The organism is Kineococcus xinjiangensis, from assembly GCF_002934625.1.
Taxonomy (GTDB): Bacteria; Actinomycetota; Actinomycetes; order Actinomycetales; family Kineococcaceae; genus Kineococcus_A; species Kineococcus_A xinjiangensis.
Genome location: NZ_PTJD01000002.1, coordinates 130,390 through 145,681, shown reverse-complemented (window position 1 = coordinate 145,681; position 15,292 = coordinate 130,390). Strand labels below are relative to the sequence as shown.

At 77.3% G+C, this 15,292-nt stretch carries 17 protein-coding genes; 7 read left to right on the top strand and 10 right to left on the bottom strand.

What is annotated here, in order from left to right; genetic code table 11:
* Positions 1-39 precede the first annotated feature (39 nt).
* Positions 40-450 (top strand): hypothetical protein, encoded by a 411-nt coding sequence (locus tag CLV92_RS03570; RefSeq protein ID WP_104431429.1) that lies wholly within the window; start codon positions 40-42, stop codon positions 448-450.
* Between the two features lie 117 nt (positions 451-567).
* On the opposite strand, the gene CLV92_RS03565 is transcribed toward CLV92_RS03570, so the two are convergent.
* The 3 genes from CLV92_RS03565 to yczR form a co-directional block, all read right to left on the bottom strand.
* Positions 568-1,122 (bottom strand): hypothetical protein, encoded by a 555-nt coding sequence (locus tag CLV92_RS03565; RefSeq protein ID WP_146099396.1) that lies wholly within the window; start codon positions 1,120-1,122, stop codon positions 568-570.
* A gap of 108 nt (positions 1,123-1,230) precedes the next feature.
* On the bottom strand, positions 1,231-2,025 hold the full coding sequence (locus CLV92_RS03560; RefSeq protein ID WP_104431427.1) for an exodeoxyribonuclease III: 795 nt from the start codon (positions 2,023-2,025) through the stop codon (positions 1,231-1,233).
* 57 nt (positions 2,026-2,082) lie between these two features.
* The gene (yczR, locus tag CLV92_RS03555) at positions 2,083-3,534 is read right to left on the bottom strand and encodes a MocR-like transcription factor YczR (protein ID WP_158257116.1); all 1,452 of its coding nucleotides are present in this window, start codon (positions 3,532-3,534) and stop codon (positions 2,083-2,085) included.
* Positions 3,535-3,616: 82 nt separating this feature from the next.
* Between yczR and yczE the strand changes: the two genes are divergently transcribed.
* The 4 genes from yczE (at position 3,617) to CLV92_RS03535 (ending at position 7,147) form a co-directional block, all read left to right on the top strand.
* On the top strand, positions 3,617-4,261 hold the full coding sequence (yczE, locus tag CLV92_RS03550) for a membrane protein YczE (RefSeq protein WP_104431653.1): 645 nt from the start codon (positions 3,617-3,619) through the stop codon (positions 4,259-4,261).
* Between the two features lie 152 nt (positions 4,262-4,413).
* A complete protein-coding gene (gene pyrE, locus CLV92_RS03545; RefSeq protein WP_342762189.1) occupies positions 4,414-4,950 on the top strand; it encodes an orotate phosphoribosyltransferase in 537 nt (178 codons plus the stop codon).
* A gap of 5 nt (positions 4,951-4,955) precedes the next feature.
* Complete coding sequence (locus tag CLV92_RS03540) at positions 4,956-5,399, top strand: LemA family protein (RefSeq protein WP_104431424.1); 444 nt, start codon at positions 4,956-4,958, stop codon at positions 5,397-5,399.
* Positions 5,400-5,512: 113 nt separating this feature from the next.
* The gene (locus CLV92_RS03535; RefSeq protein ID WP_104431423.1) at positions 5,513-7,147 is read left to right on the top strand and encodes a histidine kinase N-terminal 7TM domain-containing diguanylate cyclase; all 1,635 of its coding nucleotides are present in this window, start codon (positions 5,513-5,515) and stop codon (positions 7,145-7,147) included.
* A 10-nt stretch (positions 7,148-7,157) separates the two neighbouring features.
* Here CLV92_RS03535 and CLV92_RS03530 read toward each other — a convergent pair whose 3' ends face one another.
* From CLV92_RS03530 to CLV92_RS03500, 7 genes are all read right to left on the bottom strand, one after another.
* The gene (locus CLV92_RS03530; RefSeq protein WP_170112716.1) at positions 7,158-7,853 is read right to left on the bottom strand and encodes an IMPACT family protein; all 696 of its coding nucleotides are present in this window, start codon (positions 7,851-7,853) and stop codon (positions 7,158-7,160) included.
* On the bottom strand, positions 7,850-8,485 hold the full coding sequence (locus CLV92_RS03525) for a DedA family protein (protein WP_211290837.1): 636 nt from the start codon (positions 8,483-8,485) through the stop codon (positions 7,850-7,852). The genes CLV92_RS03530 and CLV92_RS03525 overlap by 4 nt, the downstream gene beginning before the upstream one ends.
* Positions 8,486-8,503: 18 nt before the next feature.
* A complete protein-coding gene (locus CLV92_RS03520) occupies positions 8,504-8,983 on the bottom strand; it encodes an acyl-CoA thioesterase (RefSeq protein WP_211290836.1) in 480 nt (159 codons plus the stop codon).
* A 97-nt stretch (positions 8,984-9,080) separates the two neighbouring features.
* Positions 9,081-9,875 carry a DedA family protein gene (locus CLV92_RS03515; RefSeq protein ID WP_211290835.1) on the bottom strand — a complete coding sequence of 265 codons (795 nt, stop codon included), beginning with the start codon at positions 9,873-9,875 and terminating at the stop codon, positions 9,081-9,083.
* Between the two features lie 117 nt (positions 9,876-9,992).
* Positions 9,993-11,954 (bottom strand): SpoIIE family protein phosphatase, encoded by a 1,962-nt coding sequence (locus CLV92_RS03510; RefSeq protein WP_158257115.1) that lies wholly within the window; start codon positions 11,952-11,954, stop codon positions 9,993-9,995.
* A 45-nt stretch (positions 11,955-11,999) separates the two neighbouring features.
* Positions 12,000-13,049, bottom strand: coding sequence for an ANTAR domain-containing protein (locus CLV92_RS03505; protein ID WP_104431420.1), 1,050 nt, complete (start codon positions 13,047-13,049; stop codon positions 12,000-12,002).
* Positions 13,050-13,224: 175 nt separating this feature from the next.
* Positions 13,225-14,037, bottom strand: a complete 813-nt coding sequence (locus CLV92_RS03500) for a DNA ligase-like domain-containing protein (protein ID WP_104431419.1) — start codon at positions 14,035-14,037, stop codon at positions 13,225-13,227.
* A 112-nt stretch (positions 14,038-14,149) separates the two neighbouring features.
* Between CLV92_RS03500 and CLV92_RS03495 the strand changes: the two genes are divergently transcribed.
* Both CLV92_RS03495 and CLV92_RS03490 read left to right on the top strand, forming a co-directional pair.
* Entirely contained in the window at positions 14,150-14,866 is a 717-nt protein-coding gene (locus CLV92_RS03495; protein WP_104431418.1) for an AzlC family ABC transporter permease, read from the top strand.
* Complete coding sequence (locus CLV92_RS03490; protein ID WP_104431417.1) at positions 14,863-15,180, top strand: AzlD domain-containing protein; 318 nt, start codon at positions 14,863-14,865, stop codon at positions 15,178-15,180. The genes CLV92_RS03495 and CLV92_RS03490 overlap by 4 nt, the downstream gene beginning before the upstream one ends.
* Positions 15,181-15,292: the final 112 nt, after the last annotated feature.

Here is a 15,292-nt window from a genome sequence, read left to right as displayed (position 1 = left end):
TGACTAGCGTCGGAGTCTTCGCACCAGCAGGGAGACGACGTGACCGAGCCCGACCGTCAGGACATCAAGTCCTTGGTCATCCCCACTTGCGACTGGGTGCTGCAGTGGCGCGGCGACGGCTACTGGCGCGAGACGCACCTGCAGCTCCACCAGGAGGAGCTCGCCGGCCGCAGCACCGCCGACGAGCTGGACTGGGGGAAGTGGACCGGGCAGGCAGCCATCACCGGCCGCGGCGGGTCATGGGACGGCTCACCCACCGGCTGGTCTCTGTTCGGCGAGGTACCGGAGGGAGGCGGGGTCGACGTCCATGTCCGTCTCACCGATGGCACCGAGCCCACCATCCACCACATCGGCTGGCTCTGGGCGTGCTGGTGGCACGGGCTCCCGCAGGCCGCGTCCGTCGAGGTCGGCCCGCGAACGATCAGCCTCCCCTTCACCAAGCCGCACTAGCACCGCTGAGACATCCGACTCCGCCGCGCTGAGGGCGCGATCATCGCCAGCTTGAGGTGGCTCCCTGATCCGCAGGACACGTCCTGGCCCGGTACACCCAGGGCCCCTCGACCGGCGTCAGTGGGGGACGCGCTGGCCCGGCAGGTCGTCCAGGTCGATCCGGCCGGAGCGGGCCGCCCGGGAGCGGCGCCAGGCGCCCAGCAGCGACTCCACCGCCTCGCTGTCGCCGGCGCAGCGGAACAGCCCCCGCCCGAAGACCTGCGCCGCCGCCGCCGCCTCGCCGTACCAGCCGTACGTCTCCCCGAGGAACAGGTACACCTCTGCGTCCGCGCGGACGTGGTCGGCCATCACGCGCTCCGTCAGGACCCACGCCTCCTCGCCGCGCCCGCAGGCCAGCAGCGCGGAGACGACGTAGCAGCGCGCGTCCGGCGGCACGTCGTCACCGGTCTCCACCGCCCGCTGCGCCAGGCGCAGCGCGCCGTGGGGGTCCCCCGCGTAGACGCGGTGCTCGCTCGCGGCGATCAGCAGGCGCCCGATGGAGACGGTGTCGCCCGGTTGGGGCGTGTAGGCCCAGGTCTCCAGGAGGTCGGCGACGGCCTGCTGCCCCCGGGCGTCGAGGGCGGCGGTCACCTCCGCCTCCTCGACGTCACGGCTGCTCACGGGTGCTCGCACGCCAGGGACAGTAGTGAGCGCCCGCCGCCGACGTCGCGCCGCGATACCCGTTCGGACCAGTGGCACGAGGGTGAGTTCCGGGCCCCCGGCCGTGCCGGCCGGAAGGGCTCAGTCGTCCAGGTCCACGACCACCGGCGCGTGGTCGGAGGCGCCCTTGCCCTTGCGCTCCTCGCGGTCGATCAGCGCCCCGCGCACCCGCGCCGCCAGCGCCGGGGACCCCAGGACGAAGTCGATCCGCATGCCCTGCCGCTTCGGGAAGCGCAGCTGCTGGTAGTCCCAGTACGTGTAGACCCCCGGGCCCGGGGCGTGCGGGCGGACCACGTCCGCGAAGCCGGTCTCGGTGAGGGCGCGGAAGGCGGCCCGCTCGGGCTCGGTCACGTGCGTCGAGCCCTCGAAGACCGAGACGTCCCAGACGTCCTCGTCGGTCGGGGCGATGTTGAAGTCCCCGCAGAGGGCCACCGGCGCCTGCGGGTCCTCCGCCAGCCACCGCTCGCCGCCGGCGCGCAGGGCCTCCAGCCACGCCAGCTTGTACGGGTAGTGCGGGTCGTCCAGGCCGCGGCCGTTGGGCACGTACAGGCTCCACACCCGCACCCCGCCGCACAGCGCCCCGATCGCGCGGGCCTCCACGACCGGCGGGTCGCCGAACGGGGGGCAGTCGGCCGCGAACGTCGTCCGCACGTCCTCCAGCCCCACCCGCGACAGCAGCGCCACCCCGTTCCACTGCGACAGCCCGTGGTGCGCGACGGCGTAGCCGAGGTCCTCGAACGGCTGCGCGGGGAACTGCGCGTCCTTGCACTTCGTCTCCTGCAGCGCCACCACGTCGACGTCGCTGCGCTGCACCCAGGCCAGGACCCGGTCGAGGCGGGCGCGGACGGAGTTCACGTTCCAAGTGGCCAGGCGCACGGCCGCGAGGCTACCCGCGCGTCCCGACACCCGGCCCCGCGGCCGCGCCGGTCCCGCTCACGCCGTCCAGGTGCCGGGGCGCTCCCGGCGGCCGGCGCGCCCCTGCGCCGGCCGCAGCTGCTGCGCCCACTCGTGCAGCCGCCGCACCAGCGGGGCGTACTCCTCCTCGGCGAGGGTGAACGGCAGCCGCAGGAACCGGTCGTGCGTGCCGCCGAGCCCGAAGCGGGGACCCGGCGCCAGCCGCACGCCCCGCGTCGCGGCCAGCTCCGCCAGTGCCGTGCTCACCGACTCGCCCAGGTCGATCCACGCGACCATCCCGCCCTGCGGCGGGTCGATCCGCCACGTCGGGGCGTGCTCGGCGAGCGCGGCCAGCAGGGCCTGCCGGCGGCGGCGCAGCAGCTCCCGGCGCTCGGCGAGCACCGTCCCGCCCCGCGCCAGGACCGCGACCGCCAGCAGCTGCTCGAGGACGGGGGAGGCGAGGTCCTGCCCGCCCCGCGCCGTCGCCAGCCGACGCACCACGTCCGCGGGCGCCCGCACCCAGCCGACCCGCAGCCCCGGCCAGACCGACTTGCTCAGCGAGCCCACGGTCAGCACCCGTCCCGGCGGTGCCAGCGCGGCCAGCGGCGGCGGCGGGCCGGCCTCCACGACGCCGGGGTCCAGCAGGTCCGCGAACGTCTCGTCCGCCACGAAGGTCGCCGACGGCAGCGCCGCCAGCAGCTCCCGCCGCTGCTCGGCCGAGGCGATGAGGCCGGTGGGGTTCTGCGCGTCCGGCGTCACGTGCGCCAGCCCCGGCAGGTCCGGTGCGGCCACGAGGTCCCAGCCGTCCGCGCTGACCGGCAGCGGGACGGGGCGCAGGCCGCGCGCCAGGACGGCGTCGAGCACGGAGGGGTAGCTGGGCTGCTCCACCAGGACGCGCGCGCCGGGACGGGCCAGCGCCCGCAGCACCAGGTCCCAGCCGTGCAGCGCGCCGGACGTCACGAGCACCTGCCCGGCGTCGGTGCGCAGGCCGCGCGCGCTGAACCGCTCGGCGACGGCCTCGCGCAGCGCCGGCAGCCCCAGGGGGTGCAGCCCGTGCCCGCCGAGGACCGCGGGCAGCGCGTCGGCCGCCTCGTGGGCGAGCTCGGCCAGCACGGAGGGCGCGGGCAGGGCCGCCACCGCCAGGTCGAGGACGTCGTCGCGCTCGGCGGCACCGGCGGCGGGGTCGAGCGCCGAGCCGGGCACCAGCGGGCGCACCGCCCGGGAGTCGGGGAGCAGCAGGGTGCTGCCGGCGCCGCGGCGGCTGCGCACGAAGCCCTGCTCGCGCAGCAGGTCGTAGCCGGCCGTCACGGTGGTGCGGCTGGCGCCGAGGGCGGCGGCGAGGTCGCGCTCGGAGGGCAGGCGGCTGCCGGAGGGCAGGCGCCCGTCGAGCAGCAGGGAGCGCAGGCCGGCGGCGACCCCGGCGTAGGCGGGGCCGCTGACGAGGTAGGGCCGCAGCAGCGTCGCCACCTGGCGGGGGGGCAGGACCGGCACCGCGGCCTCCTCCGGGGTCGGCCAGGCCAGTGCGACCGGCTTGGCTATGTCGAGACCAGGCCAATCCTGCCACCCTCGACCCATGTCCCGCTTCCTGCTGCCCCTCCCGGGAGACCGCCTCCTGCTGCGCATCGGCCTGCTCTACGCGGGCCTGCTGCTCTTCGGGGCCAGCCACGGGCTGATGCTGCTCGCCGGGCTCGGCGTGCCACCGTGGGACGTCCTGCACCAGGGCCTCAGCCGCACCTTCGGCCTGCAGGTCGGGACGTGGTCCATCCTCGTCGGCGCCGTCGTGCTGCTGCTCTGGCTGCCCATCCGGCAGCGACCCGGCCTCGGCACCGTGTCCAACGTCCTCGTCATCGGCCTCACGATCAACGCCACCCTCGCGCTGGTGCCCGCCCCCACGGGAGGCGCCGCCCGCGTCACCCTCCTCCTCGCGGGCGTCGCGCTGGCGGCCGTCGCCAGCGGCGCCTACATCGGCGCCGGCCTCGGCCCAGGCCCCCGCGACGGGCTCTCCACCGGCCTCGCCGCGCGCGGGCACTCCCTGCGGGCGGTCCGCACCACCGTCGAGGTGTCCGCGCTGGCCCTCGGCTGGCTCCTCGGCGGGAGCGTCGGCGCCGGCACGGTGGTCTTCGCCCTCGCCATGGGGCCCCTGACCCACTGGACGATCCCCGCGATGAACCTGGCCGAGCGCCCCCGCCCCGCCGGACCGGCACCGCTGGCCGCCTGAGCACCCCGCCACCGCCCGGGCGCGAGCACGTCCCGGGCCGGGCCCGCCGGGAACTACGCTTCGGCAGCGTGAGCGCCTCCTCCCCGACCCCCGCGAGCCCTCCCGCGACGACCTCCGCCACCGGCGCCGCCCGCGAGCGCCTCGCCGCCCTCATCACCGAGCGCGCCGTCGTGCGCGGCCGGGTCACCCTCGCCTCCGGCAAGGAGGCCGACTACTACGTCGACCTGCGCCGCACGAGCCTCGACGGGGAGGCCGCCCCCCTCATCGGGCCCGTCATGCTCGACCTCGTCGCCGGCTGGGACTTCGAGGCCGTCGGCGGGCTCACCCTCGGCGCGGACCCCGTCGCGCTGTCGATGGTGCACGCCGCCAACGCCGCGGGCTGGGCCGACTCCCACGGCGGGCGCCCCCTCGACGCCTTCGTCGTCCGCAAGGCCGAGAAGACCCACGGCCTCCAGCGGCGCATCGAGGGTCCCGACGTCGCCGGGCGCCGCGTGCTCGCCGTGGAGGACACCTCCACCACCGGCGGCTCCGTCCTCACCGCCGTGGAGGCCCTGCGCGAGGCCGGCGCGACCGTCGTCGGCGTCGCGGTGATCGTCGACCGCGACACCGGCGCCCGCGAGCGCGTCGAGGCCGCCGGCCTGGAGTACCGGGCCGCGTTCGGGCTGGCCGACCTCGGGCTGGAGGGCTGAGCGCCGTGGGCACCACCGGGATCGTCGTCCTCGTCGTCGTGCTGCTCCTCGTCCTCGCCCTCCTCGCCTGGGGCTGGACGACCCGCACCGCGCTGCTGCGCATGCGCGACCTCGCCACCACCGCCGGGCAGCAGGCCGACCGCCAGCGCGCCCGCCGCGACGAGCTGCAGACCGCGGCCGCCGACGACGCCGGTGCCCGCCGCGCGCTCGCCGACAGCCAGCGCCGCCTCGACGGCGACGTCGCGTACCACGTCGCCGGGGTGCGCGCCTACAACACCCGCATCGCCAAGGCGCCGGCCTCCCTGGTGGCCTCCGTCGCCGGCCTGCACCCCCTGCCGGAGCCGTCGCCCCGGCAGGCGCCCGCCGTCCTGGCGGAGGACACCGCGGCGGGCGAGGCCACCGGCCCGCGCGCCGCCGGCGCCACCAGGGCCGAACCGCCGCGGGACTGAACCCGGACCGCACCTGAGCCCCCGTCGGGGTGACGGGGGCTCAGGTGCACCCCGCGTCGGGCCGATGTCGTCTTCCGGGTCTCCCGCCAGGGGAGGCGGGCGGGGAGGCGATCATGGGCGAGGCGGTCGTCGTCGCACTCGCCGCCGCGCTCCTCGTCCTCTGCTGGTCCGTCGCGGGCGTCGCCTGGCACCGCCGGGGCAGGGCGCCCGCCGCCGTCCCGCTGGCCGTCGCACTCGTGTGCGTGGGGGTGTGGGCGGGCTTCGACGCCGCACTGAACGTCGCCCGCGCCCACCACGTCGGCGCCGCGACGCGCACCCTCCTCCTGGTGCTGGACTACACCGCCGTCCACGCCAGCATCGCGGCCGCGTTCGCCTTCTGCCGCAGCGTGCTCGACCCGGCCTGGCGGTTGCGGCGGCGCATCGGCGCGCTCCTCGCGGTGGCCCCGGCGCTGGTGCTCACGGCCGTCGCCACCAACTCCTGGCACGGCGCGTTCTTCACGCCCGCCACCGCGCCGGGGGGTGACATCGGCTTCGGGTCCCTCTTCTGGGTGCACGTCTCCTACTGCTACCTCCTGCTCGGCGGAGGCCTGGCCTGCCTCGTCGCCGCCCGCCGCCGCGTCGGGCCGGTGTTCCGGCGCCAGCTCGACAGCCTCCTCGTCGGGGCGTCGGTGCCGTTCGTGGGCGCCGCGACCGTGCTCTCCTGGGAACCGGAGACCCACGGGGTCGACCCGCTGCCCTTCCTCTTCGCCGTCTCCGCGCTCGTGCACTTCCGCGCCGTCTTCCGCCAGGGCCTGCTCCAGCTCGTCCCCGTGGCCCGCGCCCGGGTGATGGACACCATCGGCGAGGCGGTGTTCGTGCTCGACTCCACCGGCCGCGTCGTCGACGCCAACGCCGCCGCCCGCGTCCTCCTGCCGCGGCTGCGCCCGGACCTCTTCCACGCCGGGGCCGACGCCGACGCCGTCGGCCTCGGCGTGGAGGAGGTGCTGGGCGAGGACGTCATCCGCCCGCTCGGCGACGAGGGGCACCGGGTCGTCGAGGCGGCCCCCGGCGTGCACCTGGACGCCCGCACCACCGTCGTGCACGGCCACCGCGGCGAGGTCCTCGCCCGCGTCGTGGTGGTGCGCGACGTCAGCGATCTCGCCCGCGCCAACCAGCGCCTCCAGGAGCAGATCGTCGTCATCGAGCGCCTGCGGGAGCGGCTGCAGGAGGAGGCCGTGCGCGACCCCCTCACCGGCCTGCACAACCGCCGGCACCTCCTCGACGTCCTGGACTCCGCCCTCGTGCGCGCCCACGAGGAGGACGAGCCCTTGGCGCTCGTGCTCGTCGACGTCGACCACTTCAAGGCGGTCAACGACACCCACGGCCACCTCGCGGGCGACGAGGTGCTGCGCCGGGTGGCGCGCGTGCTGGTGGCCGGGGTGCGCGACGGCGACGTCGTGGCCCGCTACGGCGGGGAGGAGTTCCTCCTGCTGCTGCCCGGCATCGACGGCGAGGCGGCGCAGCGGCGCGCGGAGCAGATCCGGGAGAACTGCTCCCGGCTGCGGGTGCCCCTGCCGGCCCTGCGCCCCGTCGGCGGCGGCGACGGGGTGATCGTGAGCGGGGCGGCGGCCGTGCGCGTCACCGTCTCCGCCGGGGTGTCGGTCCTCCACGTCCACGGCCACGACGCCGACGGCCTCATCGCGGCGGCCGACGAGGCCCTGTACGCGGCCAAGCGCAGCGGCCGCAACCAGGTCGTGCTCGCCTGCTGAGCGGAGCCGCCTACCGGGCCTGCCCGGGGGGGTCCTCGAGCACGGTCGCGCCCAGCAGCTCCAGCCGCGGATCCGGACCTCCCGAGCGCAGCGCCGCCACCACCTGCTCCAGCCCCGGCAGCGACCCCGCGGGCACAGCCGCCTCCGCCCGCCACCCCTGCGCCGCCCACGTCGCGTCCAGCAGCACCCCGCCGGAGGCGGCCAGCCAGCGGCGCAGCTCCCCCTCGGTGCGCCCGGCCGCGGCGTGGCCCGCGGTGAGCAGCACCCGCTCCGCCGCCCGCCGCCGCAGCACCGGCGCCTGCTCCAGCGCGTGCGAGACCGCCCCGCCGTAGGCGCGCACCAGGCCGCCCGTGCCGAGCAGGGTGCCGCCGAACCAGCGGCTGACCACCGCCACCAGCCCGGACAGCCCCGACGCCCGCAGGGCCGCCAGCATGGGGGCGCCCGCCGTCCCCGCCGGCTCCCCGTCGTCGCCGCTGCGCTGCTCGGCGCCGTCGAGGCCGAGGACCGCGGCGGTGCAGTGGTGGCCCGCGCCCGTCAGCTCCGCGCGCACCGCCGCCACCGCGGCATCGGCCGCCGCCGCGTCCAGGGCGGGCAGCAGGGTGCACACGAAGCGGGAGCGCTCCACGACGGTCTCCGTCCGCACCGGTGCCGCCAGGCCGTCGCGCAGCGAGCTGTCGACCCTGCCGTCGCGCAGCGGGCCGGTCACGGCAGCGCCCGCCCGGCCCGACGCTGCCGCAGCCGCCGGACGCCCGCGGCCACCGGCCCGGCCAGCGACGCGGAGATGGCGACGACCGCCACCGCGTAGGCCGCGTGCTTCACCCACGGCACGGAGGCCGCGGCGTAGCCGGTGAGCACCAGCCCCGCGCCCCACAGCAGGGCGCCGGCGACGTTGGCGGTGACGAAGCGCGGGTACGGCATCCGCGCGGTGCCCGCCACGATCGGCGTGAAGGTGCGGATCCAGGGGAAGAACCGGCAGGCGACGACCGCCCCCCACCCCCAGCGCTCGTAGAAGGACTCCGCCGCGGGCAGGTGCCGCGCCATCCGGCCCGCCCGCCGCAGCAGCCACGGGCGGCCGAGGCGGCGCCCGCACCAGTAGCCGACCGCGTCGCCGAGGACCGCCGCGAGCGTCACCCCCGCCACCAGCACGGCCAGCGACAGGGGGCTGCCCTCCGCAGCGGCGAGCAGGCCGGCGGTGAAGAGGACCGTGTCACCGGGGAGGAAGAAGCCGAGCAGGATCCCCGACTCGGCGAAGACGATGCCGAAGACAACGGCGTAGACCGCCGCCGCCCCCAGGGAGGCGAGGTCGGGGGAGAAGATCCCGGCCAGCCACTCCGACACGTGCTCCTCCCGGGCGTCTCAGCCGGCGGCGGGGCCCGCGTCGGCGGCCGCCTCGGGTCGCCTGCCGCCGCGGCGCAGCACGGGCGGGGCGTCCCGCAGCCCCTCCAGCGCCGCGCGCTGCTCGTCGTCGAGCCGGCGCGGGCGGCCGGTGGTGAAGTCGTAGGAGACCAGCGACGTCGTGGCCCGCAGGTAGACCGGCCCGCCGTCGGGCTCGAGGACCTCGTAGCCCACGTCGAAGCTCGCCCCGCCGACCGCGTGCACCCACAGGTCGACCGCCACCGGCTCGGGGCGGTAGTCGAGGCTCGCGAGGTACTCGACCTCGTGGCGGGCGACGACCATGCCCGTGCCCAGCATGGAGTCCCCGCCGCGTCCCAGCGGCTGGCTGAAGACCCGCACGCGGGCCTCCTCCAGGATCCGCAGGAGCTCCACGTTGTTCACGTGGCGGTAGGCGTCCATGTCCGCCCAGCGCAGGGAGATGAGGAGTCGCTGCCGTGCCACGCAGCACATCCTGCCCGGTCCCCCGGAGCGGACGGAGGCCGCCCGCCCCGGTGGGGGGCGGGCGGCCTCGGAGTCTCGCGGGGCGCGGCGGCGCGCGTCAGGGCCTGCGGGCGTCCTCGGGCTCGTCGGTGACGTCCGCGATGTCGTCGGCGACGACGTCGGTGATGGTGCTCTCGCCCGCCGCGGTCCCGGCGCGGCCGCGGTCGCGCAGACGGGCGCGCAGCACCTCGATGACGATCGGGAGCACCGACACCGCCACGATGAGCAGCAGGCCCGCCTCGATGTTCTCCTTGACGACGGGGATGCCGCCGAGGAAGACGCCGAGCAGCGTCACCCCCGTCGCCCACAGCACCGCACCCACGGCGCTCCACAGGAAGTACGCCTGCCGCGGCATGGCGGCGGCCCCGGCCGTGACGGTGATGAAGGTCCGTACGATCGGCACGAAGCGCGCCAGCACGATCGCCCGGGCGCCGTACTTGGCGAAGAACGCCGACGTCTTCTCCACGTGCTGCTTCTTGAAGAAGCGGGAGTTGGGCCGCTCGAAGACGGCGGGCCCGGCGCGCCGGCCGATCTCGTAGCCGCAGACGTTGCCGAGGAAGGCGGACAGCGTGAGGATCGCGCACGCCAGCCACACCGGGTGGGTGATGTAGCCGCTCTCCAGGAACATCCCCACCGTGAAGAGCAGCGAGTCGCCCGGCAGGAAGAAGCCGATGAGCAGCCCGCACTCCGCGAAGACGATGAACACCGCCGCCCAGAACGCATGATCGCCGAACTCCTGCAGGAGGTTCTGCGGGTTCAGCCAGTCGGGCAGCAGGGCCGGAGCGGCTGCTGGGGCGGCGGCGGCCACGGAGGCGGCCAGGTCTGCGACCGGCAGCGCTGAGAGGAAGGGCACGGGTCCAGGGTAAGCGGCGCGCCGGAGGGCTCGTGTGGGGTTCCTGGGCAGATCGCCGGGATGGCAGGTGGCCGGGCGGCGTCCGGTCAGGCGTGCGCGGGCCGGGGAGGGGCGCCGTCAGGAGCCGTCGGAGGGCAGGGCCTCCAGCCGGGGCAGCTCCACCAGGTCCAGCACGAACGCCGCGGCGCTGCCCGTGGGCGCCACCAGCCGCAGGGACCGGTCGCCGGCCCCGGTGAGGGTGAGCAGGTCCTCCAGCACCCGCACCCCCGCGCTGGCCAGGTGCGTCACCTCCCGCAGGTCCAGGACGAGGTCCACCGCGCCGCCGCGGCAGGCGTGCAGCAGCTCCAGCCGCAGCCGCTCGGCGCAGCCCTCCTCCACGGCCCCGCGGACGTGCACCGCGTCCCGCGCCGCCACCACCCGCAGCGCGGCACCCGCCACGGGCGGCGCGGCCCGCCCGGGAGGAGCGGCCGCGGCCGTGCGCGGGTGGCGCACCCGCCGGGCGAAGGAGACGGTCGTGCCGGTCTCGCTCCGCTCGACGAACGGCCCCGACCCGACCTCCGCCAGCATCCCCAGCCCCCGGCCGGAGTCCCCGGGCAGCGGTGACGGTGAGCGCCACCGCCCGTCGTCGGCCACGCCGACCCGGAGGCAGCCGTCGTCAGCGAGCTCCGCCACCACCCGGACCCGCCCGGGCGCCCTGCCGCGGTAGGCGTGCACCACCGAGTTCGCCAGCGCCTCGCTCACGCCCAGCCCGACCGCCAGCACGTCCTCCTCGCTGCAGCCCAGGTGCGTCAGCCACCAGCGCAGCTCGTCCCGCGCCAGGGGCAGCGAGGCGGGCGCCGCGGGCAGGTCCAGCCGCAGCGGCGGCACCCGGTCCCGGACCTGGGCGGCGAGCACCGTCACGTCGTCGCCGTAGCCGCGCCGCGTCAGCAGCTCCACCACCTGCCCGCAGACGCGCTGGGCGGCCGAGCCGGGCGCCCCCACCGGCAGCGCGCGGCCGGCGACGACGTCCACCGCCACCCGCGCCAGCTCCGCCAGGGAGTCCCCGCGTGCGACGCCCGGCCGTTCCACGAGGCCGTCGGTGAAGAGCACGAGCACGTCGCCGGGGTCCAGCTCGGCGGTGCCCACCGCGCCCGGGCGGCCCGAGCCGAGCGTCCCGCCGCCCGTCCCGGGCAGGTAGCGGCCGCGGCCCGCCGCCACGACGAGCGGTGGCGGGTGCCCGCGAGTGCAGTACTCCAGCCGCCCGGTGGGCGCGTCCAGCACCGCCACGCACACCGTCGTGCCCGCCGCGCCGGGGATGCGCCGTGCGGCGCCGTCCAGGGCGGCGAGGGCCTCGGCGGGGGGTGCGCCCGCGTGCAGCCGCTCCGCGAGGACCGCCCCCAGCCGGCTCATCGTGCTGGCGGCGGCCAGGCCGTGACCCACGACGTCGCCGACGACCAGGGCCACCCGTCCCGAGTCGAGGACCACGGCGTCGTACCAGTCCCCGCCGGCCGCCTGCTCCTCGCCGGCCACCAGGTAGCGGGCGGCGAGGTCGACGCACGGCAGCACGGGCAGGCTGGGGGGCAGCAGCGCGCGTTGCAGCTCCGCGACGACGTCGAGGGTGCGGCGGTAGCGGGCGCCGGTCACGGCCGCGTCGTCCTCGGCGCGCTGCCGGGCGCGGACGGCCGCGGTGACGTCGGCGCCGAGGGCCATCACCCCGCGGCGGGTGCCGTCGCGGCCGTGCCAGGGCGCGACGGTCCAGCTGAGGACGTGCTCCTCCAGCGTCCCGTCGCCGTCGGAGTCGATCTGGACGCGGAACTCCTCGGCGGTGGAGGGGGTCCCCGAGCGCAGGGTGTCGTCGAGCAGCCCGAAGAGGTTCTGGCCCTCGATCTCGGGGTGGGCCTCGCGGGCGGTCAGGCCGATGAGGTCCGCGCGCGGGGACAGGGCGCGGGCTCCGGCGTTGGCGGCGACGATGCGGTGCTCGGGGCCCGCGAACACCCACCAGAACCCCGGGGCCTCGTCGAAGGCACGCAGCGCTGCGGCGAGGTCGTCACCGACGGGGTCGTTGCCCGGGGACGCCGCCTCGCCCGTCGTGCCGTCCACCGCGCCCACCTCCGGACGTGTCGGCCGGCTCGGGGGGTGCCGGGGTCAGACCCCCAGCGCCGCGACGGGGGAGGGGAACAGCGCGAGGCCGTGCCCCGGGACGAGGCTCAGACTGGCCGTCCCCGGCGCGACGACGATGCGCAGCGGGGTCGACGCCGCTTCGCACCGCCGGTTCGCCACGATCAGCATCGTGACTCCCACCGACCCTACGTGCGTGGCGTCCCGCAGGTCCACCACCACGGGACCCGGGACGCGCCCGGCGCTGACGAGCCGGTTGAGGGCGGAGGAGAACTCCGGGGCGGTGGCGAGGTCCACCTCGCCGCTGACCCGCAGCACGGGCGTGCGGCCCTCGAGGACGAGGGTGGTGCGCAGGCGCTCGTGCCGCTCGGGGGCCCGCTCCGCGGCGGGGCGGACGCCGTCCAGCGCGGCCGTCGCGCCGTCCAGCGTGCCGTCCTCCGCGTGGCGCCCGTTGCGCGTGGTGAGAAGGGCGGAGATGACGTCGTCGACCCGCTGGCGGGCGGTCGGTCCCAGGTCGAGGCCGCCGCGGACCGCGTCGAGGAGCTGACCCGCGAGCACGGTGAGCTTGACGTTGCCGCGCTGCGACGCCCAGCGCAGCAGGCCGAAGGCGTCGTCGCTGCTGGTCTGGTACACCACCATGAGGACGCCCTTGGCCTGGTCGATGACCTCCCGGGAGGCCAGCGCCCGCCCGACGTGCCAGTTGGCCTGCTCGGCGACCGCGCGCTCCTGCTGGTCGGTCACGTCGACCGCGTGGCCCTCCACCGTGCCGGAGGCGCTCGTCCCGTCGGCGGTGTCGGTGCCCTCGCCGATCCAGGTCACCCAGCGCTGCCGGCCGCTCGCGTCGAGGAGGCGGTTGAGGCAGCCGAACGCCCTGCCGCCGTGGAGCTGCTGCTCCAGCAGGCGCGCGAAGCGTGCGCGGTCGTCGGGGTGCTGGTGGTGCGACATGAGCGCTGCTGTGGGCACGACCTCGCCAGGGGCGAAGCCGAAGATGGCGTAGAGCCCCTCGGACCACCACCACTGGTCCGACGCGCGCGTGTACCGGTACCGCCCCGTCGGCGCCGACGACTCCGCCTGCACCCCCGCCTCCCCTCAGGCCTCCCGCACATGGGGAGCCGAACCTCCGCGGGAGCCGCGTGGGCAGCCGTTGGAGGGGGTGGGTGCTGGTTCCTCAACGCCCGTCGCTGCGACCGGCCGGGCTGGTGGTACCAGCCCGGATGACGCATTCCCGACCTTAGGGCATGGCCGTGACCGCTCACCGCTGCTCATCCACAGCCGTGACCCGGTCGGGTGATCTAGGGCCAACGACCCTGAGTGGCGGGAGGGGTCCGCAGCCGGTCACCGGGGGCGGGCGACAGGGTGCCGGCGGCGCCGGTGGTGGGCGGGCCGCGCGGGGGCAGGGGGAGCACGCCGCGCGGCCCCCGGGGACGGGGCGGAACGCCACCCACGCCCGGCTGCCCGGCCGGTACGGCTGGGCCCGGCCCTTGGCGACCAGGCCGTCGACCCGCGCCGCGGCGTCCGACAGCCACGCCCGTGCGCAGCCCTCGTCCCCCGTCGCGGGGGTCAGGTGCAGGGGCGCGCGGACGCGGGTGAGGAGGTCCTCGAGCAGGCCGCGGCGCACGTGCCAGGGCTGCTCGCGCACGTCGCGCCCGCCCGGCGCCGCGAGCAGGTCCACCGCCACGTAGTGGGGCTCACCCGCACCGTCGCCACCCGCACCGCCGCCCACGGCCCGCGGCCACCGCTGCGGCACGAGGTCACGGCACGGCGCCGGGGCGGCCAGCGGCAGCGCCCCCGTCTCCACGAGCGCGCCGTCGAGCACGGTGCCCGCGGGGAGCTGCGCCACGGCCGCCGCGAGCACGTCCTCCCGGCCCGGCCCGAGGTCCTCACCGGTGCGGGAGCGCAGCAGGCACGCGCGGGCACGGCCGGGACCGGCCGGCGGGAGCAGGAAGAGCAGGGCGCGCCGTCCCGCCCAGCGCGGTTCGTACACGCAGCCGCCGGGCAGGTCCGCCCCCGTGGGGAGGTCCGGGGCCGTCCGGGTGCGGGCGACCACCACCGCGTTCGGGAGCACGAGCCCATCGTGCTCCCCGCCCCGGACACCCCGCCCCGGACACCCCGCCCCGGACACCCCGCCCCGGACGACCACCGCGGGCGGCCCCGCGCGGGCGTGCGAGCATCGCCGGGTGCCCCCTGCGACCGGCTCCGCCCCGTCCGCGGCGGTTCGGCAGGGCGTGTGGGTGGGGGCCGCCACCGGCCTCTACGGCATCTCCTTCGGGGCGCTGTCCGTGGCGGCCGGGCTGTCCGTCGCCCAGACCTGCGCGCTGAGCCTGCTGATGTTCACGGGCGGATCCCAGTTCGCCTTCGTGGGCGTGGTCGCCGCCGGGGGCACCGGGCTGTCCGCCACCGCCGGGGCCGCGCTGCTGGGGGTGCGCAACGCCTTCTACGGGTTGCAGACCAGCCCGCTGCTCGGGGCCCGCGGCCTGCGGCGGCTGGCGGCGGCGCAGCTGACGATCGACGAGTCCACGGCCGTGGCCGTCGCCCAGGACGAGCCGGGCGAGCGGCGGCGCGGGTTCTGGGCGGCGGGGCTGGCCGTGTTCGGCTTCTGGAACGCCATGACGCTGCTGGGGGCGCTGCTCGGCGACGCGCTGGGGGATCCGCGCCGGTGGGGGCTGGACGGGGCGGCGGCCGCCGCGTTCCTGGCGCTGCTGTGGCCGCGGCTGCGGCAGCGGCGGGCCCGGGCGGTGGGGGCGCTGGCGGCGCTGGTGGCGGTGCTGCTGGTCCCGGCGGCACCGGCCGGGGTGCCGGTGCTGGCCGCCGCGGTGGTGGCGGTGCTGGTGGCGCTGCTGCGGCGGCCGCGTCCGGAGGGCACGGCGGGGGAGCGCGGCGGGGGGCCGGCGTGACGGGCTGGCTGCTGCTGGCCTGCGCGGCGTGCTTCGCGCTGAAGCTGGCCGGGTACCTGGTGCCGGCGTCCGTGCTGGGCGACGCGCGGATGGCCGACGCGGCGGCGCTGGTGACGGTGGCGCTGCTGTCGGCGCTGGTGGCCGTGCAGACGGTGGGCGGCGGCTCGGCGGGCGCGGGGGAGGTCGTGCTGGACGCGCGGCTGGCGGCGCTGGTGGCGGCCGCGGTGGCGCTGCTGCTGAGGGCGCCGTTCGTGGTGGTGGTGCTGGTGGGGGCGGCGGTCGCGGCGGGCTGCCGGGCGCTGGGCTGGGGATGACCCCGCGGGGACGGCGTGAGCGGGTCGCACTCCCGGGTCACGTCCATCGTCCGATCGGGTGAGGCGCCGCGCCAGGGCCCGCTCCTAGGGTCGATCGCATGCTGATCGCGGA

Excerpts from the sequence above, each read along its gene's own strand:
- yczE (WP_104431653.1), top strand. The coding sequence starts at position 3,617 with ATGTCCCGCTTCCTGCTGCCCCTCCCGGGAGACCGCCTCCTGCTGCGC.
- CLV92_RS03535 (WP_104431423.1), top strand. The coding sequence starts at position 5,513 with ATGGGCGAGGCGGTCGTCGTCGCACTCGCCGCCGCGCTCCTCGTCCTC.